The organism is Streptomyces sp. NPDC048288 (genome assembly GCF_043201555.1).
Lineage (GTDB): Bacteria > Actinomycetota > Actinomycetes > Streptomycetales > Streptomycetaceae > Streptomyces.
Genome location: NZ_JBICZD010000003.1, coordinates 655,174 through 681,654 on the forward strand (window position 1 = coordinate 655,174; position 26,481 = coordinate 681,654).

Sequence of the window (26,481 nt, forward strand, 5' to 3'; positions counted from 1 at the left end):
ACGGTGGGACTCGGCACCGGAGCCGGTGGTGGGGTTTTCCCCCGTCCGACCCGGGCGGCGAACTCCATGGCGCGGCGCCACGGCACACGGCACGCTGGCGCATATGACCGCACCAGCACCACGATCCCCCGGCTCCGTCGACGGCGTCGACGGGAGAGAAGACCCCGAGCGGCTGCCGCCCGTGCGCTTCGCCTACGACGGCCACACCTGGAAGGAGATCGCGCACCTTCTGCTGAACCTGCCGATGGCGCTGCTCGGCTTCGTCTACGTCAGCACGACGCTGTGGGTGAGCGGCGTACTGACGCTGACGGTGATCGGCATACCCCTGCTCGCCGCGACCCTGCTGGGGGCCCGGCAGCTGGGGAAGCTGGAGCGGGCACGCGCGCGTGCGCTGCTCGGGGTGCGGGTGGAGGAGCCGACTCCGCTGCCGTTGGCCAAGCGCGGCGCGGGCACGCAGCGGCTGTGGATGACGCTGAAGGATCCGGTGGCCTGGCGGACGCTGCTGTACGACTTCATCCGGCTGCCGTGGGGCATCCTCACGTTCTGTACCACGCTGACCTCGTTGTTCGTGCTGTGGCCGGTGCTGCCGTTCATCGCGCGCGGGCTGTCGAACGCGGACCGGGCCATGGTCCGCGGGCTGCTGTCGCCCTCCGACGAACTGGAGCGCCGGATCGCGGAGCTGGAGTCGGACCGGGGGGTAGTCGTCGACACGGCGGCCGCCGACCTGCGGCGGATCGAACGGGATCTGCACGACGGCGCGCAGGCCCGTCTCGTCAACCTGGCGATGGGGCTCGGTCTGGCGAAGGAGAAGCTGCTGGAGGATCCCGACTCGGCCGCCGTGATGGTCGAGGAGGCGCACGGCGAGGTGAAGCTCGCTCTCCAGGAGCTGCGGGACCTCGCCCGGGGCATCCATCCGGCGGTGCTGACCGACCGCGGGCTGGACGCGGCGCTGTCCTCGGTGGCCTCGCGCTGCACGGTGCCGGTGCAAGTGACCGCCGACCTGCCGTCCAGACCGGCGCCCGCGATCGAGGGCATCGCCTACTTCACCGTCTCCGAGCTGCTGCAGAACATCAGCAAGCACAGCGGGGCGCGTACGGCCTCGGTCGAGGTGTGGCGGACCGAGGACCGGCTGCTGATCCAGGTGCGGGACGACGGGCGCGGCGGCGCGAACCTGGACGGCGGCAGCGGAATGCGCGGGCTCGCGGACCGCCTGGGCGCGGTGGACGGCCTGTTCGTCGTCGACTCGCCGGCCGGCGGTCCTACGACGGTCACCGCCGAGCTGCCCTGGCGCGACCGCTCGTAGAACGGACGCGTGGAACGGACCCGCAGGGCGGAAGGGAACGAAAGAGAGGGGTGGGGAAAACCCCCCTTCCAAGACGCCGACGGCCTCCATGGTCCGTGGACCTGCGAGACAGCAGGGTGGAGGTACGGCAGGACGGGACGACGCCGATGGGGCGAGCCGGGACAGGACGGGACGGGACGACGCCGATGGCCACGGAGTACGGACACGGGTACGGGCAGGACCACGGGTACGACCACGGGCTGTACGAGCCGTACGGCGAGCGTCGGCACCGGGTGCCCGCCGTGCTGCGGGCACCGTTCGAGGGGCGCAGCTGGCGTGAGTTCGGCTATGTGCTGCTGGGCTTTCCGATCGGCGCCACGCTGTTCGTGTGGACGGTGACGATGCTGTCCCTCGGTGTCGGTCTGCTGGTGACTTTCATCGGGATCCCGCTGCTGGCGGTGGCCCTCGCCGGGTGCCGGGGCTTCGGGGCGCTGGAGCGGGCACGCGCGCGTGGGCTGCTGAAGCTGGAGGTGGCCGACCCGGAGCCGCTGCGGATGCGCAAGCCGGGTTTCTTCGCCTGGATGGGGGCGGTGCTGAAGAGCGGCACGTCCTGGCGGCATCTGCTCTACGCGGTCCTGCAGTTCCCCTGGTCGACGTTCTCCTTCGTGGTCGCGCTGAACTTCTGGGCGTACGGCTGGGCGCTGCTGACGTACCCGTTGTGGTTCTGGGTCTTCCCGATGTGGGTCGGCCAGGGCGGCATCCAGCTGTACGGCGACGCCCACCACAGCGTCTACCTCGACAACCCCTTCGAGATCACCGTGACCGCGCTGGTGGGGCTGCTGTTCACGCTGGCCACGCCGTGGATCGTACGGGCGCTGACGCTGGTGGACCGGGTGATGGTGCGGGGGCTGCTCGGGCCGTCGAAGCTGGCGTCGCGCGTGGTGGAGCTGGAGTCGGACCGGGGAGTCGTCGTCGACACGGCGGCCGCCGACCTGCGGCGGATCGAACGGGATCTGCACGACGGCGCGCAGGCCCGTCTCGTCAACCTGGCGATGGGGCTCGGTCTGGCGAAGGAGAAGCTGCAGGAGGATCCGCGGGCCGCCGCGCGGATGGTGGACGAGGCGCACGGCGAGGTGAAGACCGCGCTGCAGGAGCTGCGGGACCTGGCCCGCGGCATCCATCCCGCCGTGCTGACCGACCGGGGGCTGGACGCGGCGCTGTCCTCGGTGGCCGCCCGGTGCACGGTGCCGGTGCAGGTGGAGGTCGACCTGGTGGAGCGGCCGGCGGCGGCGATCGAGGGGATCGCGTACTTCACCGTGTCCGAGCTGCTGCAGAACATCAGCAAGCACGCGCGGGCGACCGCGGCGGCCGTGGACGTGTGGCGCAGCGAGGACCGGCTGATGCTGCAGGTCACGGACGACGGCGTGGGCGGCGCGGACACGGCCAAGGGGTCGGGGCTCGCGGGGCTGGCCGAGCGGCTGGACGCGGTCGACGGGATCCTCGTGGTGGACTCACCGGCGGGCGGGCCGACCCGGGTGACGGCGGAGCTGCCCTGGCGGCGCTGAGGCCGGGACGCGCGGGCCGCCGTCCGTCCCCAGGCCCCTGACGCCCGCCATCCGTCCCCAGGTCCTTGACGCCCGCCATCCGTCCCCAGGCCCTTGGCCCGGCGTCCAGGCCTCCGGCCCGCTTCTCCGTCCCGTCCTCCGGAGGCCTCCTCCCCTGTTCGGAGGGCTGTCGCCCCTGGCCCCGGTTTCGGCCCGGACACCTCGTCCTCGGACGCCGGACGGCCTGAATTGACTCGCCGGCTCGCCGTACTCCGACGCACGCCGATCCGAATGCTGGAATGCTGGACTTCCGGACAGGGCAGGCATGTACGCCGGACGGGGTGTGGGGGGCCGGAAGATCGTGGAGGACAGGGTGCGGGTGGTCATCGCCGAGGATTCCGTGCTGCTCCGAGAGGGGCTGACCCGGCTGCTGACCGACCGGGGACATGACGTCGTCGCGGGCGTCGGCGACGCGGACGCGCTGGTCAAGACCATCGCCGATCTGGACGCGCAGGGCGCGATGCCGGACGTGGTGGTGGCGGACGTACGGATGCCGCCGACGCACACCGACGAGGGCGTGCGAGCGGCCGTACGGCTGCGGAAGGCGCATCCGCAGCTCGGGGTGCTGGTGCTGTCGCAGTACGTGGAGGAGCGCTACGCCACCGAACTGCTGGCCGGTTCCAGTCGCGGTGTGGGCTATCTGCTGAAGGACCGGGTCGCCGACGTGCGGGAGTTCGTGGACGCCGTCGTGCGGGTCGCCGAGGGCGGTACGGCGCTCGATCCCGAGGTGGTCGCGCAGCTGCTCGGGCGCAGCCGCAAGCAGGACGTGCTGGCCGGGCTGACCCCGCGGGAGCGGGAGGTGCTGGGGCTGATGGCCGAGGGGCGGACGAACTCGGCGATCGCGCGGCAGCTGGTCGTGAGCGACGGAGCCGTCGAGAAGCACGTCAGCAACATCTTCCTCAAACTGGGGCTGTCCCAGAGCGACGGGGATCACCGGCGCGTTCTGGCCGTTCTGACCTATCTGAACTCCTGACGGGCCGACGGCACCGTGTCGGCACCGGAAGGCGGCCAGCGGGAGGGAAAATCGTGACAAGTCAGGGCGACAGGTCGTCTCAAAACGCCGTCCAACATGCGAGCAGGCGCGGGAAGGCGACCCTAACCGACGTAGGGTTGAACGTGGGATGGTCCGTGGGACGACCAGGCCCGGACAGCCGCCTCGAAGGAGGTCCAGTTCAGTGACCAGCCAGGTCAGCAGGACAACGGAACAGGCCGACGGAACCGTCGTGGGAGAACAGCGCAAGCCGGGCGGGGTGAAAGACGTCCGGCGCCTGGATCGGGTGATCATCCGGTTCGCGGGGGACTCGGGTGACGGTATGCAGCTCACCGGCGACCGGTTCACGTCGGAGACAGCGTCCTTCGGCAACGATCTTTCGACCCTTCCGAACTTCCCGGCCGAGATCCGGGCCCCCGCAGGCACCCTGCCGGGGGTTTCGTCTTTTCAGCTGCATTTCGCCGACCACGACATCCTCACCCCGGGCGACGCGCCGAACGTACTGGTCGCGATGAACCCGGCGGCGCTGAAAGCCAACATCGGGGATCTGCCGCGCGGTGCGGAGATCATCGTCAACACGGACGAGTTCACCAAACGGGCGATGCAGAAGGTCGGCTACGACACCTCGCCGCTGGAGGACGGTTCGCTCGACGGGTACAGCCTGCACCCGGTGCCGCTGACCACGCTGACCGTGGAGGCCCTGAAGGAATTCGACCTCACCCGCAAGGAGGCCGAGCGCAGCAAGAACATGTTCGCGCTCGGCCTCTTGTCATGGATGTACCACCGGCCGACGGAGGGCACGGAGCGCTTCCTGAAGCAGAAGTTCGCCCGGAAGCCCGAGGTCATGAACGCCAACCTGGCGGCCTTCCGCGCGGGCTGGAATTTCGGCGAGACGACCGAGGACTTCGCCGTCTCGTACGAGATCGCGCCGGCGACCACCGCGTTCCCGGTGGGCACCTACCGCAACATCTCCGGGAACCTGGCCCTGGCCTACGGCCTGGTCACCGCGAGCCGGCAGGCCGACCTGCCGCTGTTCCTCGGCTCGTACCCGATCACCCCGGCCTCCGACATCCTGCACGAACTGTCGAAGCACAAGAACTTCGGCGTGCGGACCTTCCAGGCCGAGGACGAGATCGCCGGCATCGGCGCGGCGCTGGGCGCGGCCTTCGGCGGCTCGCTCGCGGTGACGACGACGTCGGGTCCGGGTGTCGCCCTGAAGAGTGAGACGGTCGGGCTGGCCGTCTCGCTGGAGCTGCCGCTGCTGGTCGTCGACATCCAGCGCGGCGGCCCGTCCACGGGTCTGCCGACCAAGACCGAGCAGGCGGACCTGCTCCAGGCGATGTACGGCCGCAACGGCGAGGCTCCGGTCCCGGTGATCGCTCCGCGCACCCCGGCCGACTGCTTCGACGCCGCCCTGGAGGCGGCCCGGATCGCGCTGACGTACCGGACCCCCGTGATGCTCCTGTCCGACGGCTATCTGGCCAACGGCAGCGAGCCCTGGCGGATCCCGGAGTTGGAGGAGCTCCCCGACCTGCGGGTGCAGTTCGCCCAGGGACCGAACCACACCCTGGAGGACGGCAGCGAGGTCTTCTGGCCCTACAAACGCGACCCGCAGACCCTCGCCCGGCCGTGGGCCATCCCCGGCACCCCCGGCCTCGAACACCGCATCGGCGGCATCGAGAAGCAGGACGGCACGGGCAACATCTCCTACGACCCCGCCAACCACGACTTCATGGTCCGCACCCGGCAGGCCAAGATCGACGGCATCGCCGTCCCCGACGTCGAGGTCGACGACCCGGACGGCGCGCGCACCCTGGTGCTGGGCTGGGGGTCGACGTACGGGCCGATCACGGCGGCGGTACGACGGCTGCGCCGGGACGGCGAGGCGATCGCGCAGGCGCATCTGCGCCACCTCAACCCCTTCCCGAGGAATCTCGGCACCGTCCTGGCGGGTTACGACAAGGTCGTGATCCCCGAGATGAACCTCGGTCAGCTCGCCACCCTCATCCGGGCGAAGTACCTGGTGGACGCGCATTCGTACAACCAGGTCAACGGAATGCCGTTCAAGGCCGAGCAGCTCGCCGCGGCGCTCAAGGAGGCCATCGATGAATGACGCCACCAACCAGCTGCTGCAGCTCGTGCCCAAGGCCGAGGCCAAGCAGTCCATGAAGGACTTCAAGACCGACCAGGAAGTGCGCTGGTGCCCCGGCTGCGGCGACTACGCGATCCTGGCCGCCGTGCAGGGGTTCATGCCGGAACTGGGGCTGGCGAAGGAGAACGTCGTCTTCGTCTCCGGGATCGGCTGCTCGTCGCGTTTTCCGTACTACATGAACACCTACGGGATGCACTCCATCCACGGCCGCGCCCCCGCGATCGCCACCGGGCTGGCCACCAGCCGGCGCGACCTGTCGGTGTGGGTCGTCACCGGTGACGGCGACGCGCTGTCCATCGGCGGCAACCATCTGATCCACGCCCTGCGCCGCAACGTCAACCTGAAGATCCTCCTCTTCAACAACCGCATCTACGGGTTGACGAAAGGCCAGTACTCACCGACTTCCGAAGTCGGGAAAATCACCAAGTCGACACCGATGGGTTCGCTGGACGCCCCGTTCAACCCGGTGTCCCTGGCGATCGGCGCCGAGGCGTCCTTCGTCGCCCGCACCATCGACTCCGACCGCAGGCACCTGACCGAGGTGCTGCGCGCGGCCGCCGCCCACCCGGGCACGGCCCTGATCGAGATCTACCAGAACTGCAACATCTTCAACGACGGCGCCTTCGACACCCTCAAGGACCGCCAGTCGGCCCAGGAGGCGGTGATCCGCCTGGAGCACGGGCAGCCCGTCCGCTTCGGCGCGGACGGCGCGCGCGGCGTCGTACGCGACCGCGCGACCGGTGATCTGACGGTGGTCGACGTGACCGCGGACAACGAGTCCGAGCTGCTGGTCCACGACGCCCACTCCCCCTCGCCGACCACGGCCTTCGCCCTGTCCCGGCTGGCCGACCCCGACACCCTGCACAACACGCCCATCGGCGTGTTCCGCGCGGTGGAACGGCCGGTCTACGACTCCCAGATGTCCGAGCAACTGGACACGGCCGTCGAGCAGCAGGGCAAGGGCGACCTCGCGGCGCTGCTGGCCGGCGGGGACACCTGGACGGTCGTGGGCTGACCCCGGCCCGGCACGGCGAGCGGGGCCCGGACAGCGCGTCCGGGCCCCGCTTCGCGTTCCTGGGGTCCTTCGCCTCTCAGGCGCGCTTCGCCTCGTCGTACGCCTCCCGGGCGCGTTCCACGTCCGGCATGCGCCGCTCGGTCCACAGCGCCAGCTCCCGTACCTGCCGGGCGGCCTCCCGGCCGAGGTCGGTGAGGGAGTAGTCGACCCGGGGCGGGATGACCGGCTGTGCGTCGCGGTGGACGAGTCCGTCGCGTTCGAGGGTCTGGAGGGTCTGGGTCAGCATCTTCTCGCTGACCCGGCCGATCGCGCGGCGCAGTTCGCTGAAGCGGTAGGGGCGGTCGAGCAGCTGGATCAGGACCAGGACGCCCCAGCGGCTGGTGACGTGCTCCAGGACCAGGCGGTACGGACACATCGCCTCGCCGACGACGTACTTGTCGTACTTGGCGCGCTGCTCGACCTCATGGGTACTTACCGGCATGCAAGTACCTTACTTCAAAGTGGGTACTTTCTTCTGGTTAGCGCACCTCCTAGGGTTAGTGGCAACGGAACCCCACAAGGAGATCGCAGACCATGAGCATCGTTGTCACCGGAGCCACCGGACACCTCGGCCGTCACGTCGTGACGCAGCTGCTGGAGAAGGTCCCGGCCGAGCAGATCACCGCCGTCGTCCGCGACGAGGCCAAGGCCGCCGACTTCGCCGCCAAGGGCGTGAAGGTCGCCGTGGCGGACTACAACGCCCCCGAGACCTTCGACGGCGTCTTCGCCGCCGGCGACAAGGTGCTGCTGATCTCCGGCAACGAGTTCGACAAGGGCCGCCCCGCGCAGCACCAGGTCGTCATCGACGCCGCCAAGGCGGCCGGCGTGGCCCTGCTGGCGTACACCAGCGCCCCGGGCAGCCTGACGGCCTCGCTGGTGGACGACCACCGCGCCACCGAGAAGGCGCTGCTCGCCTCCGGCCTGCCGTACACCCTGCTGCGCAACGGCTGGTACCACGAGAACTACACCGAGAACCTCGCGCCGGTCCTGGAGCACAACGCCGTCGTCGCGGCCGCCGGCGAGGGCCGGGTCTCCTCGGCCTCCCGCGCCGACTACGCGGCCGCCGCGGTCGCCGTGCTGACCGGTGAGGGCCACGAGAACCAGACGTACGAGCTGGGCGGCGACACCGCCTGGGGCTTCGCCGAGTACGCGGCCGAGATCGCGAAGCAGACCGGCAAGGACATCGCCTACAACTCCGTACCCGGAGAGGTGCTCCACGGCATCCTGACCGGCGCCGGCGTGCCGGAGATGTTCGCCGGGATCCTGGTCGGCGTCGACGCGTCGATCGCCAAGGGCGAGCTGGCCGTCGACTCCGGCGACCTCTCCCGCCTGGCCGGCCGCCCGACCTCCCCGATCTCGGAGGCCGTCGCCATCGCACTCAAGGGCTGACCTGCACGAACGCCCGCGGGCACACCCCCACCCCGGTCTGTCATGACCGTATGCCGATACGGCCATGACAGACCGGGGTTTCCGGCGCTACCTTCGTCCAGATGTAGTGATTCCAGGGACGAGGAGGGCCGGTGGCCGAGATATCGAAGGGCGAGCAGCGGGCAGGGCTGCTGAACGGCATCGCGGCCTACGGGATGTGGGGGCTGGTCCCCCTGTTCTGGCCGCTGCTGAAGCCCGCCGGGTCGGTGGAGATCCTGGCCCACCGGATGGTGTGGTCCCTGGCCTTCGTCGCCGTCGCCCTGGCCTTCGTACGGCGCTGGGCCTGGGCCGGTGAGCTGCTGCGGCAGCCGCGCCGGCTGGCGCTGGTGGCCGTCGCCGCCGCCGTGATCACGGTCAACTGGGGCGTCTACATCTGGGCCGTGAACGCCGGACACGTGGTCGAGGCCTCGCTCGGCTACTTCATCAACCCGCTGGTGACCATCGCCATGGGCGTGCTGCTGCTCAAGGAGCGGCTGCGCCCCGCGCAGTGGGCGGCGGTGGGCGTCGGCTTCACCGCCGTGATCGTGCTGACCGTCGGCTACGGGCAGCCGCCGTGGATCTCCCTCGTCCTCGCCTTCTCCTTCGCCACCTACGGACTCGTCAAGAAGAAGGTCAACCTCGGCGGCGTCGAGTCACTCGCGGCGGAGACCGCGATCCAGTTCCTGCCCGCGCTCGGCTATCTGCTGTGGCTGGTCGCCCACGGCGAGTCCAGCTTCGTCGACGACGGCGCCGGGCACGCGGCCCTGCTGGCCTCCACCGGCATCGTCACCGCCGTCCCGCTGGTCTGCTTCGGCGCCGCCGCGATCCGCGTCCCGCTCTCCACGCTCGGCCTGCTGCAGTACCTCGCGCCGGTCTTCCAGTTCCTGCTCGGCATCGTCTACTTCCACGAGGCCATGCCCGCCGAGCGCTGGGCCGGCTTCGCCCTGGTCTGGCTCGCCCTCGCCCTGCTCACCTGGGACGCGCTGCGCACCGCCCACCGGGCCGCGCGGGCGCTCGCCGCGGCGCCCGTACCACGGCCCGCGACGCCGGCCGCGGAGACTCCCGCAACTCCGGTGTGAGGCCCGCGGGCGTCGGCTATAAGTGGGCGACATGACGCAGACGCCCGCACCCCTGCACTGGAAGCTCGTCATCGACGCCCGCGACCCGCACGCCCAGGCCGACTTCTGGGCCGCCGCGCTGCACTACGAGACCGAGGACAACAGCGCGTTCGTCGAACACCTGCTGGAGCTGGGCGCCCTGCCCGGCGCGGCCACCGTGGAGTACCACGGCCGTGCCGCCTTCCGTGACCTGATCGCCGTACGCCATCCCGACGATCCCTACGACGAGGAGCGCGGGACCGGGCTGGGACGGCGGCTGCTGTTCCAGCGGGTGCCGGAGACGAAGTCCGGCAAGAACCGGCTCCACGTCGACCTGCGGGCCGGGGAGGGGAAGCGGGCGGAAGAGGTGGCGCGGCTGGAGGCACTGGGCGCGACGGTGCTGCGGCACGTGTCCGAACCGGCCGGCGCGTGGACGGTGATGGCCGACCCGGAGGGCAACGAGTTCTGCGTGCAGTGAGGCCCCACGGCCGCGGTTGCGGCCATGGAGGGGTGATCTGCGGTGACGTCTCTCAGGCGTTCTCGGCCGCGCGGCGGGCGCGTTCCGTGAGGCGGCCCATCCGGGCGCGGGCCGACTCCAGCTCGTCGAGGTCGCCGGCGGCCGGACCGTCCTCGGTGGTGAGCTGTGTCCACAGGGCGATCAGGTCGTGGCCGAGGCGCAGCCCGTGCTCCGGGTCGCGCACCGCGCGCCACGCGGTCGCCGCGCTCCGCACGTTCCCGTACGCCCCCTCGCCGTCCCGCGCCTGCCGGCGCTGCCGGGCCAGGTCGAGGGAGAGGTGGAAGGCGCGCAGCGGGTCGCCCGCCAGGTAGGCGATGTACGCGGTCAGCTCGCCCAGGTGCAGCACCTCGGTGTGGCCGTCGCCGAGGGCCGCGGACGCCTCGGCGACGGTGCGCTCCGCGAGCTCGGCCGCCACTTCGATACGGCCCGCCCGGACCGCCTCGTTGATCCGCGCCATCGGCTCGCTGAGCAGCGCGGCCCCCTCCACCGTCACGGTCACGGGCTCGTCCCCGAGCACCTCCTCCGCGACGGCGTCGAACCCGCGGGCGGGGGTCGGCCCGGGGTCGGGATCGAGGACCCGGAAGGATTCCGGAGCCGTGTGCGGTGCGATGAGCGGTTCGATGAGTGGTTCCGGGCGTGATTCGGTGCGCGGTCGCGGTCCGGTCAGTGGTTCCGCGCGCGGTGCGGTGCGTGGTTCGTCGGTGCGTGGTTCGGTACGTGCTTCCGCGCGGGGGGCTGGGGCGTTCCGGGGGTCGGGCCAGGGTGCCGGGGCGGGTCCGGTGTCGGCTTGCGCGGGTACGACGGCGGGGGCCGGGGTCCCGCCCATGGCGGGCGGTGGGCCGAACACCCCGGTCGGCGGCAGGACCGTGCCCGGCGCCGGCGGTTCCGGCACCGCGCGCGGCGGGAAGGCCGACGCCGGCGTCGCCTCCGTGGCCACCGGCTCGCCGACGGGCCGCAGGAGGTGGAGCGGCCTGTCCCGGCGGGGCTGCTCCGACGGCTCCACCGGCGGCTCCACGGGCGGAGCCATGCGCGGCTCCACGGGCGAGGCTGTGCGCGGCTCCACGGGCGAAACCGTGCTCGGTGCCGTGCGCGGCTCCGCGGACGGAGTCATGCGTACCGGCTCGCCCGCGAAGCTGCTGGCGCCGTCCAGGTTCACCTGGAGGCGGACGACATAGCCGATGCGGGTGTCGTGGACGGTGGCGAGGACGGGACGGCCGGTGGCGCGGGCGAGGCGCTGGAGGTGGTTGAGGACCGCCTGCTGGGGCTCCTCACCGGGCGCCGGGAACAGCGGGACGCCGTCCACGGTCGCGGCGCCGCCCGTCACCCGGACCTCGACCGGTTCCGCCGGCTCACCGGTCTGCTGAGCTTCCCGCATCGTCTCGTTCGTCTCGCGGCTGAGTCGGGACATCGGCCCTCATTCCCCCGGCGTCACCGTCCGGTCGTACCCGTGCGTACCGTCAAGTCTGGCCGCTCGCCCCCGCTCACGCGTCACCACGACGTCACAGCCTCGCATCAGGAAGGGGGCCGCCCGGTGTCCGGCCCCTTGCCGCTCGCCCCCCGCAGACGGAGACCCTGGCCAAATTGAATGCGTACGCATAAGATGCATACGCTTCTATCTGCTGTACGCCACTTTCCCGGGGGACCTCATGACTCGCCGTTTCCTGTTCGTGCTGGGCAGCTCGCGCCTCGACGGCAACACGGAACTCCTGGCGCGCCGCGCGGCCGAACAACTGCCCGACGACGTCGAACAGGAGTGGATCAGCCTGGCCGACCATCCCCTTCCGGACTTCGTGGACCTGCGGCGCGACAGCGACCATGTGCGCGCACCCCGCCACACCAACGCCGGTCTGCTGCTCGACGCCACCCTCGCGGCGACGGACATCGTGATCGCCTCGCCGGTCTACTGGTACTCGGCGTCCGGCCTCACCAAGCGCTACCTGGACTACTGGTCGGGCTGGCTGCGCACACCCGGTGTCGACTTCAAGGCGACCCTGGCGGGGCGCACCCTGTGGGGAGTGGCCGTGCTGGCGGACCACGACCCGGCGGTCGCCGATCCGTACGCCGGGCTGCTCCACAACTCGGCCGCCTACCTCGGCATGCGCTTCGGCGGGGTGCTGCTCGGCAACGGCAGCGGACGCGGCGACGTCCTCAAGGACAACGAGGCGCTGGCGCGGGCCAAGGAGTTCTTCGCCGGGGAGGCGCCCCTCGCCCGCTTCCCCCACGAGTCCGTGTGAACACGCCAGGGGCCGTCGGGCGAGGCCCCACGCCCCGCTACGCGGTGATGTTCTTCGTCGAGAACCGCGCCCAGGCCGCCGAACCGAACACCGCCGCGTACAGGGCCTGCAGTTCCAGGTTCTTGACCAGGTCGTCCCAGTAGACGGGGTCGCGCATCAGGTCGGCGAAGGACAGCCAGTAGTGGGAGAAGAAGTACGGCTGGAGCGCGTGCAGCTGGGGTATCTGGTCGAGGATCTGGACGGTGATCAGCAGACCGACGGTGGTCGCCATCGCCGCGATCCCACTGTTCGTCAGTGTGGACACGAACAGGCCGAGAGCGGCTATGCCGGTCAGGGAGGCCGCCACCACCAGGGCGATCAGCAAGGCCCGGCCCAGGCCCTCGGTGAAGGAGATCTGGGTGCCCGAGATGGTCGTCAGGTCGCCGAGCGGGAAGAGGAGCGCGCCGACGGCGAGGGCCGAGGTGGCCACCACCAGGGTGGCCAGCAGGCAGAAGGCCATCGTCGTCGCGTACTTGGTGAGCAGGAGACGGGTGCGGCCGGCCGGGGCGACCAGCAGATAACGCAGGGTGCCCGCGTTGGCCTCACCCGCGATCGCGTCGCCGGCCACCACGCCGACGGCCATCGGCAGGAAGAACGGGAGGGTCGCGGCCAGGGCCGTGAACACCAGGAACAGTCCGTTGTTGGTGATCTGCGAGATGAACGCCGGGCCCTCGCCGCCGCCCCGGCCGACCTGCCCGTCACCGCTCGTCTCGATCTTCACGGAGATGCCGACCAGCACCGGCACCGCCGCCAGCACGCCCAGCAGCGCGAGGGTGCGCCAGCGCCGGAGGGTGGTGACCAGCTCACTGCGCAGCAGACCGAGGGTCCACAGCGGGTGGGGCCGCCGTACAGCCGTTCCTTCCGCCTCTCCTACGACCGCTGCGTCAGCCCGCGACATCGAAGCCCTCCCCGGTCAGCGCCACGAACGCGTCCTCCAGCGAGGCCCGTTCCAGGGTGAAGCCGCGCACGCGGACGCCCGCCGCGACGAGTGCCGCGTTCACCTCGGCGAGGTCCCGCTCGGGCGGTTCGCCGGTCACCCGGTCCTCGGCGACGACGACGTCCGCGACGCCCTGTTCCTTGAGCACCCGGGCCGCCTCCCCCGTGTCCGGGGTGGTCACCGCCAGCCGGCCGCGCGCCCCGGCCGCCAGGTCGGCGACCGCGCCCTGGGTGATCAGCCGGCCCTGGGCCATGACGGCCGCGTGGGTGCAGACCTGCTCGATCTCGTCGAGGAGGTGGGAGGAGAGGAAGACGGTCGTGCCGTCCCCGGCCAGCTCCCGCACCAGGGAGCGGATCTCCCGCATGCCCTGCGGATCGAGGCCGTTGGTGGGCTCGTCCAGGACGAGCAGTCTGCGGGGCTGCAGCAGCGCGGCGGCCAGGCCGAGGCGCTGTTTCATGCCGAGGGAGTAGGCCTTGGCCTTCTTGGCGGCGGCGGCCGTCAGGCCCACCCGGTCCAGTGCGGTCCCGACGCGGGCGCGCCGGGTGCGCGGGTCGGCGGTCGGGTCTGCGGAGTCGTACCGGAGCAGGTTGTCGCGGCCGGAGAGGAAGCCGTACAGCGCCGGGCCCTCGATGAGGGCGCCGACGTGCGGCAGTACGGCGCGGGAGGACCGGGGCATCGGGTGGCCCAGGACGCGGGCCGTGCCCGAGGTAGGCGCGATCAGGCCCATCAGCATGCGGATGGTGGTGGTCTTGCCGGAGCCGTTCGGACCGAGGAAGCCGAAGACGCTGCCCGCCGGGACGGTCAGGTCGAGACCGTCCACGGCGAGCTGTCCGCCGCCGTAGCGCTTGGTGAGACCACGGGTGTCGATGACGCTTTCGCTCGCCGGGACGCCGTCCCCCGAGTCTCCCGAGTCCTCCGGGTCTGCCGGATTCACCGGGTGCTCCGGTTCTCCCGGGTTCCCCGAGTTCTCCGACTCCCGCTCCGTGGCGGACGGTTGGTCCATCGGCTCCCTCGATTCGTCCTGCGGCGCGGGTACGCACGGTACCCGCGCCGCCTGTACTACCCCGCGTTCGCCGCCTTCACCAGGGCCGCCTTGTCCACGGCGCCGACGTACACCTTGCCGTCGTCCGTGATCAGGGCGTTGATCAGGCGGGTGGAGAAGACCGTGCCCTTGCCGAACTTGCCGGAGACCGGGTCGCCGAGCGAGCCGAGGAAGCCGCTCAGGTCACCGCCGCCGGAGGCGGAGCCGGTGGGCAGGCCGTCCTTGCTGCCGGTGTCGAGGACGGCTATGGAGTTCCAGCCCTTGCCGAGGACGTCGAAGCCCTCCTTCTCCAGGTCCTTCGCGGAGCCGTGGCCGGGCGCCTCGGAGGCCTTGCCGCCCTGGTCCCGCCCGTCGGCCTTGCCGCCCTTGCCGGTCTCGTCGCCCTCGGTGACCTTCGCGCCCTTGGGCGGGGTGAAGTCGAACGTCGAGGCGGCCGGCTTCGCGAAGCTGATCTGGGTGTAGCCGGCGTCCACGACGGCCGCGCCGCCGCTCGACGGGGTGAGCGTGAACTTCAGCGGGGTGCCGGTCTTGGCGTCCACCGCGATGCTGATCGCGCCGACCGTCGTACCGGACTGCTTGGGCTTGATGACCAGCCGGTAGGCGTCGCGGCCGGCCACCTGGGCGGTGCCGTCGACCGTGACCGACGTGGTGTCGTCGACCGACTTGAGGACCTCGTCGGCGAAGTCCTTGGGCGTGGCCGGGGTTTCGTGCTGCTCGGCCTTGCCGGAGTCGGCGGCGGTGGAGTGGTAGACCTCGTTGGACTTGCTGTCGTAGCCCCACACGTCCGTGCCGTTGTGGATGAGGCTGTACTCGGCGCCGCTCTCCAGCAGCGACACCTTCTGCTTCTCGGGGCCGTCGGCGGCGACGCGCAGTGTGTGCGTGCCGGAGGCCAGCTCGGTGAGCTTGGTGGACGGGTCGGCGGACGAGCCGTCGCCGCTGCCCTGCGTCGCCCCGGACAGCAGGCTGCTCTCCAGGCCGCCGAGGTCGGGCAGCCCCAGGTCGGTGCTGATCTTCACCGTGCCGGACAGCTGCTGCACGTCCGACTTGGCGATCTTGTTGATGAGTTCCTGCGCGGTGATCTTCGGCAGATTCGGGTCACCGGAGTCGGCGAGTGCCGGGACCAGGCCGATCGTGGCCGCGGCCACGCCCATCACCGCGACCGGAACGACGTACCGCGCGGCCTTGCGCCGCCGCTCGGCGCGCAGCTCGTCGTCGCCCTGCGCGGCCCCCGTGCTGTCGTCGGATTCGTACGGTGCCATGTGTGCCTTACCTCCGTCGTCGGCGGCGGCTGTCCTCGCACGTGCTCCCACCCTGAGCCGCCATTCTCACCCGAATCGGTGAGTGGTGGTGATTTCCGTGGTTTCCATCTCACCAAATCGGGGGCTCGGAAGCGTCAGACCCGGGAGCCAACTCCGTGTAGTCCTGCGGTATGACACAAGGGTGGAGGCGCCTGCGCCGACCCGTAGGGGTCGTGTGGCGAAGGCGCCTCCGGTTGCGCTTGCGCGGTGTGCTCGGTCGTGTGCTCAGCCGGGCGCTCAGTGGTGCTGCACGAAGACGTAGTCCGCCTGGTAGGGGACGCCGACGACGGCGCCCGGGGTGCAGGTGCCGGTCGGGGCGACGCCGCCGACGGTGTTCAGGCGCAGGATCTCGCCGGTGTGCGCGAGCAGTCCGTGCTTCTTGCCGGACCGGGTGGCCTTGAGGTCGAGCTCGGCGATGTTGCCGTCGCCGTTGGGTGTCTTGGTCAGGACGGCTCCGGTGACCGCGCTGCCGTCGGGCGCAACCCACTGCGGGGTGCCGGAGTCGGGTGCGACGAAGGAGTGCCGGATGCCGCCGCCGAGCTTGGCGCTGACGTCGCGCTGGGCGAAGGCGTAGCCGCCGTCGGCGGCCGGCTTGCACTCGTAGATCTGCTTGCCGGTGACGACGGAGGCCTGGAAGCCGCCGCTCCTGAGGTCGGAGACGGTGCTGACGGCGTGCAGCTGGCCGCGGACGGCCCCGCCGGGGAACCGGGCGGTGTGCAGGTTGGCGTAGAAGGCACCGGGGTCGGTGGTGAGCTGCTTGAGCAGGGCCTTGTCGGTGACCTTGACGCTTCCGGTGACGCTGTGGCCCCTGGCCTTCTTCAGCAGCTTTCCGAAGTCGATCTTCACGCCGCCGTTGGTACCCCTGGCGCCCTGATGGATGTGCAGGTCGGTCGGCCTGCCGGTGCCGCGCCAGGTCACGGCGACGGTCACCTTGTCCCCCTTGACCTGGATGAACTCCAGGGCGGCACCGTCCTTGTCGCCGACGGCGGGCCCACCGGCGACGGGTACCTCGTTGGCCCCGCGCAGGCTGGCGGCGAGGACGACGGAGTCGGTGGCGTGGTGGCTGGTGACGGCGGCTGCCGGTACGGCGGCACCGCCGAGAGCGGTCATGGTGACTGCGGCGGCGACGAGCGTCCCCCGACGCGTTGCGTTGATGACCATGATTCCGTTTTCTCCCCCTGTGTCAGCCGACGCCCCCTGCGTCGGCTTCTGGGGAGGGGTACGGAACCGATCTGGTATTGGACTCAGTCCAGATGCATGACGTGCGTCACAGACATATCGGCCGAGTCCGGGCTCTGACGGGTCGGGCGAGCAGCGGACCAAGGGCAGCCGGACCGGGGTCCGCCGGGGCGGAGTCAGCCGGGGCGGAGTCAGCCGGCCCGGTGCACCACCGCGTCGCACAGCTCCAGGAGGGCCGCCTTGGCGTCGCACTCCGGCAGCGGGGCCAGCGCGGCCCGCGCCTCCTCCGCGTACCGGACCGTGTCCCGGCGCGCCTGCTCCAGCGCCGGATGCACCCGCAGCGCCGCCAGGGCCTCCGCGTGCCGCACGTCGTCCGTGAGGTCGGAGTCCAGTAGCTCGCACAGCGCGACGTCCTCGGCGAGCGCCAGGCGTGCCGCCCGCTCCCGCAGCCGGAGCACCGGCAGGGTGGGGACGCCCTCGCGGAGGTCGGTCCCCGGGGTCTTGCCGGACTCGTGGGAGTCGGAGGCGATGTCCAGGACGTCGTCGGCGAGCTGGAAGGCGACACCGAGGCGTTCGCCGTACTGGGTGAGGACGTCCACGACCGTCTCGTCGGCACCGGACAGCATCGCGCCGAAGCGGCAGGAGACCGCGACCAGCGAGCCGGTCTTGCCGCTGAGCACGTCGAGATAGTGGTCGACCGGGTCGCGGCCGTCCGTCGGGCCTGCCGTCTCCAGGATCTGGCCGGTCACCAGCCGTTCGAACGCGAGGGCCTGGACGCGCACCGCCTCGGGACCGAGATCGGCGAGGATCTGGGAGGCGCGCGCGAAGAGGAAGTCGCCGGTGAGAACGGCGAGCGAGTTGCCCCAGCGGGTGTTGGCGCTGTCGACGCCACGCCGCACGGAGGCCTCGTCCATGACGTCGTCGTGGTACAGCGTGGCCAGGTGGGTCAGCTCGACGACCACGGCCGACGGCACGACACCCGGCGCGTACGGGTCGCCGAACTGCGCGGCGAGCATCACCAGCAGCGGGCGGAACCGCTTTCCGCCGGCGCGCACGAGGTGCTGCGCGGCCTCCGTGATGAAGGGGACCTCACTTTTGGTGGCCTCTAGCAAGCCCTCCTCGACAGCCGTCAATCCGGCCTGGACATCGGCTTCCAGAGCCTGGTCCCGCACGCTCAGCCCGAACGGCCCGACGGTCACGAGGGGTCTCCTGTCTGCTGGTGTCCACTGGCGGTTACACGGTTTGTCGATAGGTCGCTGCCATCACTCAAGTCAGCGTATCCGGTCAGGTTTCGATCACCGAGGGCGCCCACCGTTACACCCCGGGCGCTATCGGATCACGACCGGTATGTTTTTGATCAGCTGATACGACCTGACATCCACTGACTTAACAGGAAGTGCTGGCGGTTGTCCCGAACCGCGGCATAGGCCGTGTCCCTGAGCGGCACCGCCGGGTCCGGGTCGGGCGGGTCCGGGTCCGGGTCGGGCGGGTCCGGCGGCAGAGTCGCGTCGGGGAGCGACCGCACCTCCTCCGGGCGACATCACCTGCCCGGGGGTACCCCTTCCGCCACCGGCGGAAGCCGACGGGCACACATCATGCCCGCCCGGGCCCCCTCCCGCGTTCACGGGACGGCCCACGAGGACCTCCGCACGGACGAGACCGACGCCACCTTCGGCACCTCCCACCACCGCGGACACTTCACCATGACAACGACCGGCCCCGCAGCGGGGGTTCCGCCTCATGGCGGACACGCACGCGCCGGAGGGGACCGGCCCACCACTCGGCACGACGTGACCAGGATCACGCACCCGCCGAGAGCGACCCTTCCCTTCATCGGGCGCGAGCGACCGGGGCATTCACCCCTAAAGTCCGAAATCATCCGCAATGCAAAAAGTCAGACTACATGCGAAATCACCCGTGACGCGGGTCACTTTCTCACCCCTAAAGGGGCATTTCGCACGAATGAGAATGGGTCCACTTTCGGCCCGACCCAGAGATGAGCGGATTCCAGGAAATCCCTCATGTCCGATTTGACTTAATTGCGGGTTCGTGAAGTAGGTCACGCGGGGTCAGATGCCACATATCACGTAAGGCGACCCTTCCTTCCCTTTCCCTGTGGGCGAGTTGAGGGTTGGCAACCGCAAAGGATCAAGCACCCCATACGTCGCAGATCAAGGTCAATCAGTTCTTTATGTGAATCTGACACTTGTTCCGGACATGTGCTCTCGCATACGTTCCCGCTCGCCGGGCGGACGCCGAATCCTGCCGCCGCCCGTCGTGACCCATTGACGAGTCCATTCGCACGGCAGGAGCGGGGGAACCAGGTAAGCCGCCGTACCGGGCGACCGACGTCATCGACGGACGTCGTACCGGAACGGCTAGGGGTGAAGTCGCCTCGCCTTCGGGCGGTGCGGCCGGGCACTCCCCGGGCCCGAACCCGACAGCTCACCTCGCAGGCGACGGAGAGGAACTTCGCCATGTCTGCTGCCGCTCAGAACCGCCGTCCCCGCCGTAACCGCATCGTCCGCGCGCTCGCCGCCGTCGGCACCGGCGCCGCCGTACTCGCCCTCCCGCTCATCGGGGCGACCGCCGCCTCGGCCGCCGTCGCCTCCGCCCCCACCGCCACGACGCCCTCGACGACCCTTGCCGGGTACCCGAACAACCTCGACGGCTGGATCCGGGAGTCGCTCGCGATCATGGCGGAGAGGCACATCCCGGGCACCTACAACGGCATCTACCGCAACGTGATTCGCGAGTCCTCCGGCAACCCGCAGGCGATCAACCTCTGGGACTCCAACGCGGCCAAGGGCATCCCGTCCAAGGGCCTGCTCCAGGTGATCGACCCGACGTTCAAGACCTACCACGTGGTCGGCACGTCGTTCGACATCTACGACCCGGTCGCGAACATCACCGCCGCCTGCAACTACGCCGCCGCGCGGTACGGCTCGATCGACAACGTCCACGGCGCCTACTGATCACCGAGGTTTGAGGCGGCCCGAGCCGCTTAATGGCGTCCGACGGCCTTATGGCCTCATGACGTCATGACCTCGTGGCCGTATGGGCAACAGCGTTACGGGAACAGTCCTTCGAGGACGACGGCGATTCCGTCGTCCTCGTTCGACAAGGTGATCCGGTCGGCCACCGCCTTGAGTTCGGGGTGGGCGTTGGCCATCGCCACCCCGTAGGCCGCCCAGTCGAACATGGGGATGTCGTTGGGCATGTCCCCGAAGGCGATGGCCTGTTCGGGGCTCAGTCCCAGATGGTCGGCGGCCAGCGCCAGCCCCGTCGCCTTGGTCACCCCGCACGGCTGGAGTTCGACGGTTCCCGGCCCCGACATGGTGACCGTGGCGAGCGACCCGACCACCGCGCGGGCGGTCGCCGCCAGCTCGTCGTCGGACAGGGTGTGGTGGCGCAGCAGCACTTTGCTGATGGGCGCGCACCACAGGTCGTCGCGTCGGCCCACGCGCAGGGCGGGCAGCGTGGGGTGGGGCATCAGATAGCCCGGTTCGATGAGCGTGAGCCCGTCCACACCGTCCTGGTCGACCGCCGCGTACACCTGGCCGACCTCGGCCTCGATCTTGCCGAGCGCGGTCTCCGCCAGTTCCCGGTCCAGGGTGACCGACCACAGCAGACGGTGCGCACCGGCGTCGTACACCTGCGCGCCCTGGCCGCAGACCGCGAGTCCCGTGCTGCCGAGGTCGTCGAGGAGCGGGCGCACTCTCGGTGCGGGGCGGCCGGTCACCACGAGATGCCGGGCGCCGGCCCGGCCGGCCCGCGCGAGCGCGGCGAGCGACCGGTCCGAGAGGGTGTCGTCGGCGCGCAGCAGCGTGCCGTCCAGGTCGGTGGCGATCAGTGAGTACGGGAGGGGTGCGACCATGATCAGAGAATACGGACAGCACGGCCCTGAGACTCACTGTGCGTTTCGGCCTCAAGTGACGCCCGCCGCCTCCGTGATGGGGGCGTTCGTGATGGGGGCGTTGTCAGTGGGACCCGTTACGTTTGCGGTGGGGTGAGGTGACCGCACCGGCCGGACGGGGGCGGGTGCGGTGAGAGGCGGTCGGCGGACCTGGGCGAGGCCCGCCGGAACCACGCGCGTCGGCTCTTCGAGGGCTCCCCGAGGACTCCTCGAGGACTCCTCGGCGGCTTCGAGACGCTCGGCGAGTCTCCCGGGGACCGGGGCGGTGGCGCGCGGTACGACGAGAGGTCCGGCGGCTCGGACTGCGGTTCGACGGGGGCGGCGGCAGCGCCGAACTGGACTCCGGGGCATGTCCGTTGGCAACGCCGGGCAGCGCCGCGGGTCAGGCGTGGGTTGCCGCCAGGTGCCTGGCCAGGCGCGGCGAGGCGAACTCCGTGCCGCACACGAATCGCATCACCGGGCCGTACGACGCCGCCGCGGGCAGGCCGGTGAAGTACAGCCCGGGCACCGAGGAGACGTATCCGGCGCCGAGTTTCGGGGCGCCGCGGCTGGTCGCGAGGCGGGTGCGCAGTTCGGCGCCGAGGAAGTCCATCGCGGCGACGTCCACGCGGTAGCCGGTGGCGGCGATGACGTGGTCGGCGGCGAGGCGGTCGGTGCGGCCGTCGTGGGCGCGGACGGTGAGGACCGGCGCGCCGTCGGAGATGTCGGCGCCGGTGACCGCGGCGACCTCGCGGACCTGGACCTTGCCCTCGAAGCGGTCGCGCAGCCACCAGGCGCCGAGCGGGCCGAGGACCCGGCGGACCAGGTAGTGGCGGGCCTGCGCCGGGAGGTAGCGGTAGGGGTGCGGGTAGTAGCTGAGCGCCCACAGGGACCAGGCCCGGCCGAACGGGGACTCCGGGCGCAGCTTCGGCTGGTCCCAGGGCGGGGCGCCGAAGGCGACCCTGCCGTGCCCGCGGGAGACCACCCGGACCTGGGCGCCCGCCTCGGCCGCCAGGGCGGCCGTCTCCAGCGCGGACTGCCCGGCGCCGACGACGATCAGCTCCTTGCCGGAGAAGCGGGTCAGGTCGTGGTGCCGGGAGCTGTGCGAGACCGGTCCCGCCGCTCCGTCCGCCGCCGCTCCCGCGAGCTCCGCCGGGACCCGGGCGAGCCCCGACAGTCCGGTGGCGACGACGACCGCGCGGGCCGTGAACGACTCTCCCGAGTCCAGCTTCAGTTCGAAGCCGTCCGCCCGGTGCCGGTCCACGGAGACCACCCGCACCCGTTCCAGCTCGGGCACCAGCTTCTGCTGGAACCACTCGCCGTAGCCGGTGAAGGTCTCCACCGGGATGATGTCCTCGTCGGTCACCGGTCTGCGGATGCCGGCCGCGTCGCAGTAGTCGGCGAGGGTGTGGCCGCGCTGCGGGCAGTCGAGGCTGGAGGCGGCGGGCGTCGACTTCAGGAGCATGCCCTCGGGCATATGGTCGCGCCAGCTGACCATGGGGTCGCCGAAGACCCGGACGGGGATGCCGCGCGCCCGCAGATGGGCGGCGGTGGACAGGCCGAAGGGCCCGGCACCTATGACTGCTACCGGCTGGATCACGAAGTCCCTCCCCAGGAACGTGGCGCCTACTTCGTGGAGGTGCTGGAGCCGCGGCGGTTGGTGCGCCACAGCTGATAGAGGTGCTTCGCGCCCGGGCGGACGAAGCGGGCGAGCATCGTGACGAACGGCAGCGGGTCGTCACCCGCGAGCCAGGCCAGCTCGGTCCCGCTCGGCTTCTTGGGCGCGTGCGGCGTCGTATAGCCGCTGCGGCGGTAGGCGAGGAGGGCGGGCAGGTCGATGTTCTCCACGACGTACCGGTGGCCGGCGCGCTGTTCCCCCTCCGGAACGCGACGTCCGGTCAGGTCCAGGTGCATCGCACGGACCACGTCCACCCCCGACTCGCTCTCGAAGAGCCGGAACTGGGCGCCCATGCGCGGGTTGAAGTCGAGCAGTTTGTACTGCCCGTCGCGCCGGTCGAAGCGCAGGTCGAGGTCGATGACGCCGGTGAAGCCGATCTGCTTGATGAAACGCGCGGCGAGGTCGGCGAGTTCCGGGTTGTCGACGACGTAGGCGTTCGCGGTCATGCCCGCGTGCGGCGGCCAGGAGCGGACCTTCACGCCGGTGAACAACGCGCGCGGGGTGGAGTCGGCGTCGAAGTAGGCGTGCACGATCCAGTCCTCGGCCTCCTCCCTCGGCAGGTACTCCTGGAGGATGACACCCGGACGGGTGCCCCAGTCACGGGCGAGCGTGAGCAGTCCCTCGCGGGTGGGAATCCGCGTCGTGCCGTTGACAGCGGGCTGTTTCCGCCGGACGAACGCCTCACGGTTCTTGGCGACGATCGGGAAGCGGGCCTTCTCCGCGAAGTCGACGATCTCCTCGTACGACTGCGGGAAGGCGGCCGTCGGACTGGGGATGCCGTGTTCCACGCAGAGTTCGTGCAGGCCCTGCTTGCTGGCGAGCCGGCGGGGCAGTGCGGGATCCACACGCGGGAAGAGGAAACGGTCGCCGAGCGCGTCCTGGTGCTCGGCGATCAGGACGGCGGCCTCCTCGTCGGTGGGGATCAGCACCGTCGGGCGGCCGATGCGGCGGCCGATGCGCAGCAGTCCCTCGACGAGACGATCCGGTTCCTCGGCGCCTGTTGTCGGCCATACGAAAGCCCGTTTGAGATAACGGGAGGAAGCCGCCGGTGTGTACGGGTCCTCCGTTATCGCGTACATGGGAACGCCCAGGCGGCCCAGACTGCGGATCGCGCCGACCCCGCCGTGATGCAGCGGATAGTCGCCGAACTTGACGATCAGGCCGGGCACGTCACGGTCCGCCTCGAACGGCACGCTGACGGCATTCCTGGCCACGGGTCCCCCCACGTGTCCCCCCTACGGACCGGACCCACCCCGTCCGTGTCCCCCAAAGGACGCTAAGCCGGAATTGACCCCTCCGACAAGGCTTATCCGGACATTGCGAACTCTTTAGACACTGCCCATACAGCCAACTCACCCGTAACGTGTGGCGCGACCACATGGAATGCCGCGCAGCGCCATAGTGACGTCGCCACATGGTCGGCCCCGCGCGGCACGGATGAGAGCGAGGCAGCCACCCCATGCCCCCCTTGACCCCCTTCGAGGTCCCCGAGGGTGACCCCTTCGGCTCGCACAACCTTCCGTATGGCGTGTTCTCGACCCCCGAGAGCACCGAACGGAGGGTCGGCGTCCGCCTCGGCGACCACGTCCTCGACGCCGGCGCCGCGGCCCTCGCCCTCGGCTCCCCCTACGCCTCCCTGCTCGCCCGCCCGACCCTCAACCCGCTGCTCGCCACGGGCCGCACCACCTGGTCGGACGTGCGGCGCGCCCTGACCGCCTGGGTGACGGTGCCCGCGCACCGCGAGGTGCTCGAACCCCTCTTCCACCCGCTGTCGTCGGTGACCCTGCACCTCCCCTTCGAGGTCGCCGACTACGTGGACTTCTACGCCTCCGAGAACCACGCCCGCAACGCCGGCCGCATCTTCCGCCCCGACGCCCCCGAACCGCTCACCCCCAACTGGAAGCACCTGCCGATCGGTTACCACGGCCGCGCGGGCACGGTCGTGGTGTCGGGCACGGACGTCGTACGGCCGTCGGGCCAGCGCAAGGCGCCGTCGGATCCCGCACCCGTGTTCGGCCCGTCGGTGCGGCTGGACATCGAGGCCGAGGTCGGCTTCGTGGTCGGCACGCCGTCGAAGCAGGGGAAGCCGGTGGCGCTGGGCGACTTCCGGGAGCACGTGTTCGGCCTGTGCCTGCTGAACGACTGGTCCGCACGGGATATTCAGGCGTGGGAGTACGTCCCGCTCGGCCCGTTCCTCGGCAAGTCGTTCGCCACCTCCGTCGCGGCGTGGATCACCCCGCTGGAGGCGTTGGAGGACGCGCGGGTCGACCCGCCGCGGCGCACGCACCCTCTGCTGCCGTACCTCGACGACTCCACGGAGGAGCCCACCGGTTACGACCTGCGGATGTCGGTGGCGATCAACGGACAGGTGGTGTCCGAGCCGCCGTTCTCCACCATGTACTGGACCGCCGCCCAGCAACTCGCCCACCTGACCGTCAACGGCGCCTCGCTGCGCACCGGCGACCTCTACGGCTCCGGCACGGTGAGCGGCCCGGAACCCGGGCAGCTCGGGTCGCTGCTGGAACTCACCTGGAACGGGCGGGACCCGCTCGAACTCCTGGAAGGCAAGCGGACGTACCTGGAGGACGGCGACGTGGTGACGCTGTCGGCGTGGGCACCGGGGCCGGGCGGTGTCCGGGTGGGACTCGGGGAGGTCGGCGGGCGGATCGTGGCCGGGTGAGGGACGGTTGCGGCACGCCGCGTCGTGGCGGAGACGGGCGGGATGCGTCCGCGGGCGAGGCGGATCCGGCGGCGCTGCGGCTGGTGTTGCGGGAGCGGTGACCTGTGAGTCCCAAGGTGCGGCCAGGAGGGGCGTCCGGATCGTCGTCGAGACCTGACTCGGGGCGCCCCGCACCGTCATACTGACGGGACACGCACCATGCGATGCGCCCGCACGCGCACCATGCGAAGCGACGGCGTACACGGGACGTGACGCGCCGGGCGCACGCACTTTGTCACGCAACGGCGCATCACCCCCGTAGCACTCCGTCACCCGCACGTCTCTCCGACCAGAAAACGGAGCCCCGGCATGACCGTCTGCCTGCTCCTGCTGAGCGCCGTCGCTCTGACGGCCGCGGTGCCGGTGCCGCGCGCGCTGGTGCGGGCCCCGTGGCCGGAACGGGAACCGGTGGTCGCGCTGTGGGTGTGGCAGTGCCTGGTCGCCACCGTGCTGATGTGCTGCCTGGCCGCGCTCGTCCTGGGCGCGGCGGCCGTCTTCCACACCGTGCGCGACCGGGTGTTCGCGCCGGCGCCACCGGCGGTCACCGCCGCGTACGACCTCTCCGTCGCGCCCCTGTGGGCGGTCGCCCTCACCGTGCTACTGGCGTGCGGGGCGGCCTGGACCACGGCGATGCTCGCCCGCGAGTGGGTCGACGCCCGGCGGCGACGCGACCAGACCCGCGCCCACCTGCGCGAGCGGGCACCGGAACTACCGGCGGGGCTGCCCGCGGCGCGCGGGCCGATGCTGGTACTGGAGGACGAGTACCCGGACGCCTGGTGGATGCCCGGCCACCCGCCGCAGCTGGTGGTGACGACGGGGGCGCTGCACCGCCTCACCGACCACCAGCTCGACGCCGTACTCACCCACGAGCGCGGTCATGCCCGCGCCCACCACGACTGGCTGCTCCATCTGTCCAGCGCACTGGCCACGGGCTTCCCGCGCGTGCCGCTCTTCTCCCACTTCTGCGACCAGACCCACCGGCTCGTCGAACTCGCCGCGGACGACACGGCGTCCCGTCGCTGCGGCCACCTCACGACCGCGCTGGCCCTGATCGAACTGAACCAGCACCGCGGCGTCCTGTCCTGCGCGTCGAGCCGCCGGCTGCTCGGCGAGCGGGTCGACCGGCTGCTGGAACCGCCCCCGCGGCTGCTGCGCCACCAGCGCGCCCTGACGACGACGGTGGCGGCGCTGGTGCCCCTGCTGCCGCTGCTGATCACGTTCGCGCCGGGGCTGACGGCGCTCGGCTAGAACCTGGGACACAGACCGGCGCCCCGGTGGCAGATCTTCCCCCGCCGAGCCGAATAACCGCAGCTCAAAGACGTGTCCGACAGGGCCTCAGGTGGCGCAACAATCCCG

Annotated in this window: 22 protein-coding genes and 1 riboswitch; of the genes, 12 read left to right on the forward strand and 10 right to left on the reverse strand. The window is 71.0% G+C overall.

Annotation, left to right across the window (positions count from 1 at the left end; all coding sequences use genetic code 11):
• Positions 1 to 103: 103 nt before the first annotated feature.
• The 5 genes from ACGFZS_RS14360 (at position 104) to ACGFZS_RS14380 (ending at position 7,044) form a co-directional block, all read left to right on the forward strand.
• Entirely contained in the window at positions 104 to 1,303 is a 1,200-nt protein-coding gene (locus ACGFZS_RS14360) for a sensor histidine kinase (protein WP_393795290.1), read from the forward strand.
• Positions 1,304 to 1,488: 185 nt separating this feature from the next.
• Positions 1,489 to 2,847, forward strand: coding sequence for a sensor histidine kinase (locus tag ACGFZS_RS14365; protein ID WP_393795291.1), 1,359 nt, complete (start codon positions 1,489 to 1,491; stop codon positions 2,845 to 2,847).
• Positions 2,848 to 3,151: 304 nt separating this feature from the next.
• A complete protein-coding gene (locus ACGFZS_RS14370; RefSeq protein WP_365692427.1) occupies positions 3,152 to 3,859 on the forward strand; it encodes a response regulator transcription factor in 708 nt (235 codons plus the stop codon).
• Between the two features lie 202 nt (positions 3,860 to 4,061).
• Positions 4,062 to 5,990: a 2-oxoacid:acceptor oxidoreductase subunit alpha gene (locus tag ACGFZS_RS14375; protein WP_393795292.1), complete on the forward strand. Its 1,929-nt coding sequence runs from the start codon at positions 4,062 to 4,064 to the stop codon at positions 5,988 to 5,990.
• Positions 5,983 to 7,044 (forward strand): 2-oxoacid:ferredoxin oxidoreductase subunit beta, encoded by a 1,062-nt coding sequence (locus ACGFZS_RS14380; RefSeq protein ID WP_393795293.1) that lies wholly within the window; start codon positions 5,983 to 5,985, stop codon positions 7,042 to 7,044. Before ACGFZS_RS14375 ends, ACGFZS_RS14380 begins: the two co-directional genes overlap by 8 nt.
• A gap of 76 nt (positions 7,045 to 7,120) precedes the next feature.
• Here the strand turns inward: ACGFZS_RS14380 and ACGFZS_RS14385 are convergent, their stop codons facing one another.
• The gene (locus ACGFZS_RS14385) at positions 7,121 to 7,525 is read right to left on the reverse strand and encodes a helix-turn-helix domain-containing protein (RefSeq protein ID WP_359210396.1); all 405 of its coding nucleotides are present in this window, start codon (positions 7,523 to 7,525) and stop codon (positions 7,121 to 7,123) included.
• A 92-nt stretch (positions 7,526 to 7,617) separates the two neighbouring features.
• On the opposite strand from ACGFZS_RS14385, the gene ACGFZS_RS14390 reads away from it, so the two are divergent.
• The 3 genes from ACGFZS_RS14390 (at position 7,618) to ACGFZS_RS14400 (ending at position 10,065) form a co-directional block, all read left to right on the forward strand.
• Positions 7,618 to 8,472, forward strand: coding sequence for an SDR family oxidoreductase (locus tag ACGFZS_RS14390; RefSeq protein WP_393795294.1), 855 nt, complete (start codon positions 7,618 to 7,620; stop codon positions 8,470 to 8,472).
• Positions 8,473 to 8,603: 131 nt separating this feature from the next.
• The gene (gene rarD, locus ACGFZS_RS14395; protein WP_393795295.1) at positions 8,604 to 9,569 is read left to right on the forward strand and encodes an EamA family transporter RarD; all 966 of its coding nucleotides are present in this window, start codon (positions 8,604 to 8,606) and stop codon (positions 9,567 to 9,569) included.
• 31 nt (positions 9,570 to 9,600) lie between these two features.
• A complete protein-coding gene (locus tag ACGFZS_RS14400) occupies positions 9,601 to 10,065 on the forward strand; it encodes a VOC family protein (RefSeq protein WP_393795296.1) in 465 nt (154 codons plus the stop codon).
• Positions 10,066 to 10,117: 52 nt separating this feature from the next.
• Here ACGFZS_RS14400 and ACGFZS_RS14405 read toward each other — a convergent pair whose 3' ends face one another.
• Positions 10,118 to 11,512, reverse strand: coding sequence for a tetratricopeptide repeat protein (locus tag ACGFZS_RS14405; protein WP_393795297.1), 1,395 nt, complete (start codon positions 11,510 to 11,512; stop codon positions 10,118 to 10,120).
• Positions 11,513 to 11,750: 238 nt separating this feature from the next.
• Here ACGFZS_RS14405 and ACGFZS_RS14410 point away from each other — a divergent pair, with 238 nt between their 5' ends.
• The gene (locus tag ACGFZS_RS14410; RefSeq protein WP_393795298.1) at positions 11,751 to 12,338 is read left to right on the forward strand and encodes a flavodoxin family protein; all 588 of its coding nucleotides are present in this window, start codon (positions 11,751 to 11,753) and stop codon (positions 12,336 to 12,338) included.
• Positions 12,339 to 12,375: 37 nt separating this feature from the next.
• Here the strand turns inward: ACGFZS_RS14410 and ACGFZS_RS14415 are convergent, their stop codons facing one another.
• From ACGFZS_RS14415 to ACGFZS_RS14435, 5 genes are all read right to left on the reverse strand, one after another.
• Positions 12,376 to 13,275 carry an ABC transporter permease gene (locus tag ACGFZS_RS14415; RefSeq protein ID WP_393795299.1) on the reverse strand — a complete coding sequence of 300 codons (900 nt, stop codon included), beginning with the start codon at positions 13,273 to 13,275 and terminating at the stop codon, positions 12,376 to 12,378.
• The gene (locus ACGFZS_RS14420; RefSeq protein ID WP_393795300.1) at positions 13,262 to 14,317 is read right to left on the reverse strand and encodes an ABC transporter ATP-binding protein; all 1,056 of its coding nucleotides are present in this window, start codon (positions 14,315 to 14,317) and stop codon (positions 13,262 to 13,264) included. Before ACGFZS_RS14420 ends, ACGFZS_RS14415 begins: the two co-directional genes overlap by 14 nt.
• 56 nt (positions 14,318 to 14,373) lie before the next feature.
• Positions 14,374 to 15,615, reverse strand: a complete 1,242-nt coding sequence (locus ACGFZS_RS14425; protein WP_393795301.1) for an outer membrane lipoprotein carrier protein LolA — start codon at positions 15,613 to 15,615, stop codon at positions 14,374 to 14,376.
• A 276-nt stretch (positions 15,616 to 15,891) separates the two neighbouring features.
• A complete protein-coding gene (locus ACGFZS_RS14430) occupies positions 15,892 to 16,815 on the reverse strand; it encodes a CHRD domain-containing protein (RefSeq protein WP_393795302.1) in 924 nt (307 codons plus the stop codon).
• Between the two features lie 209 nt (positions 16,816 to 17,024).
• Positions 17,025 to 18,032, reverse strand: a complete 1,008-nt coding sequence (locus tag ACGFZS_RS14435) for a polyprenyl synthetase family protein (protein ID WP_359210369.1) — start codon at positions 18,030 to 18,032, stop codon at positions 17,025 to 17,027.
• A 1,077-nt stretch (positions 18,033 to 19,109) separates the two neighbouring features.
• Positions 19,110 to 19,305, forward strand: a riboswitch (cyclic di-AMP (ydaO/yuaA leader).
• A 5-nt stretch (positions 19,306 to 19,310) separates the two neighbouring features.
• Here ACGFZS_RS14435 and ACGFZS_RS14440 point away from each other — a divergent pair.
• Complete coding sequence (locus tag ACGFZS_RS14440) at positions 19,311 to 19,808, forward strand: transglycosylase SLT domain-containing protein (protein WP_393795303.1); 498 nt, start codon at positions 19,311 to 19,313, stop codon at positions 19,806 to 19,808.
• Positions 19,809 to 19,903: 95 nt separating this feature from the next.
• Here the strand turns inward: ACGFZS_RS14440 and ACGFZS_RS14445 are convergent, their stop codons facing one another.
• From ACGFZS_RS14445 to ACGFZS_RS14455, 3 genes are all read right to left on the reverse strand, one after another.
• A complete protein-coding gene (locus ACGFZS_RS14445) occupies positions 19,904 to 20,710 on the reverse strand; it encodes an HAD family hydrolase (RefSeq protein ID WP_359210363.1) in 807 nt (268 codons plus the stop codon).
• Positions 20,711 to 21,131: 421 nt separating this feature from the next.
• Positions 21,132 to 22,328: an FAD-dependent oxidoreductase gene (locus ACGFZS_RS14450; RefSeq protein ID WP_393795304.1), complete on the reverse strand. Its 1,197-nt coding sequence runs from the start codon at positions 22,326 to 22,328 to the stop codon at positions 21,132 to 21,134.
• Positions 22,329 to 22,354: 26 nt separating this feature from the next.
• On the reverse strand, positions 22,355 to 23,599 hold the full coding sequence (locus ACGFZS_RS14455) for an ATP-grasp domain-containing protein (RefSeq protein ID WP_393538497.1): 1,245 nt from the start codon (positions 23,597 to 23,599) through the stop codon (positions 22,355 to 22,357).
• A 275-nt stretch (positions 23,600 to 23,874) separates the two neighbouring features.
• Here ACGFZS_RS14455 and fahA point away from each other — a divergent pair, with 275 nt between their 5' ends.
• Positions 23,875 to 25,086 carry a fumarylacetoacetase gene (gene fahA, locus ACGFZS_RS14460; protein WP_393795470.1) on the forward strand — a complete coding sequence of 404 codons (1,212 nt, stop codon included), beginning with the start codon at positions 23,875 to 23,877 and terminating at the stop codon, positions 25,084 to 25,086.
• A 348-nt stretch (positions 25,087 to 25,434) separates the two neighbouring features.
• On the forward strand, positions 25,435 to 26,373 hold the full coding sequence (locus ACGFZS_RS14465; protein ID WP_393795305.1) for a M56 family metallopeptidase: 939 nt from the start codon (positions 25,435 to 25,437) through the stop codon (positions 26,371 to 26,373).
• Positions 26,374 to 26,481: the final 108 nt, after the last annotated feature.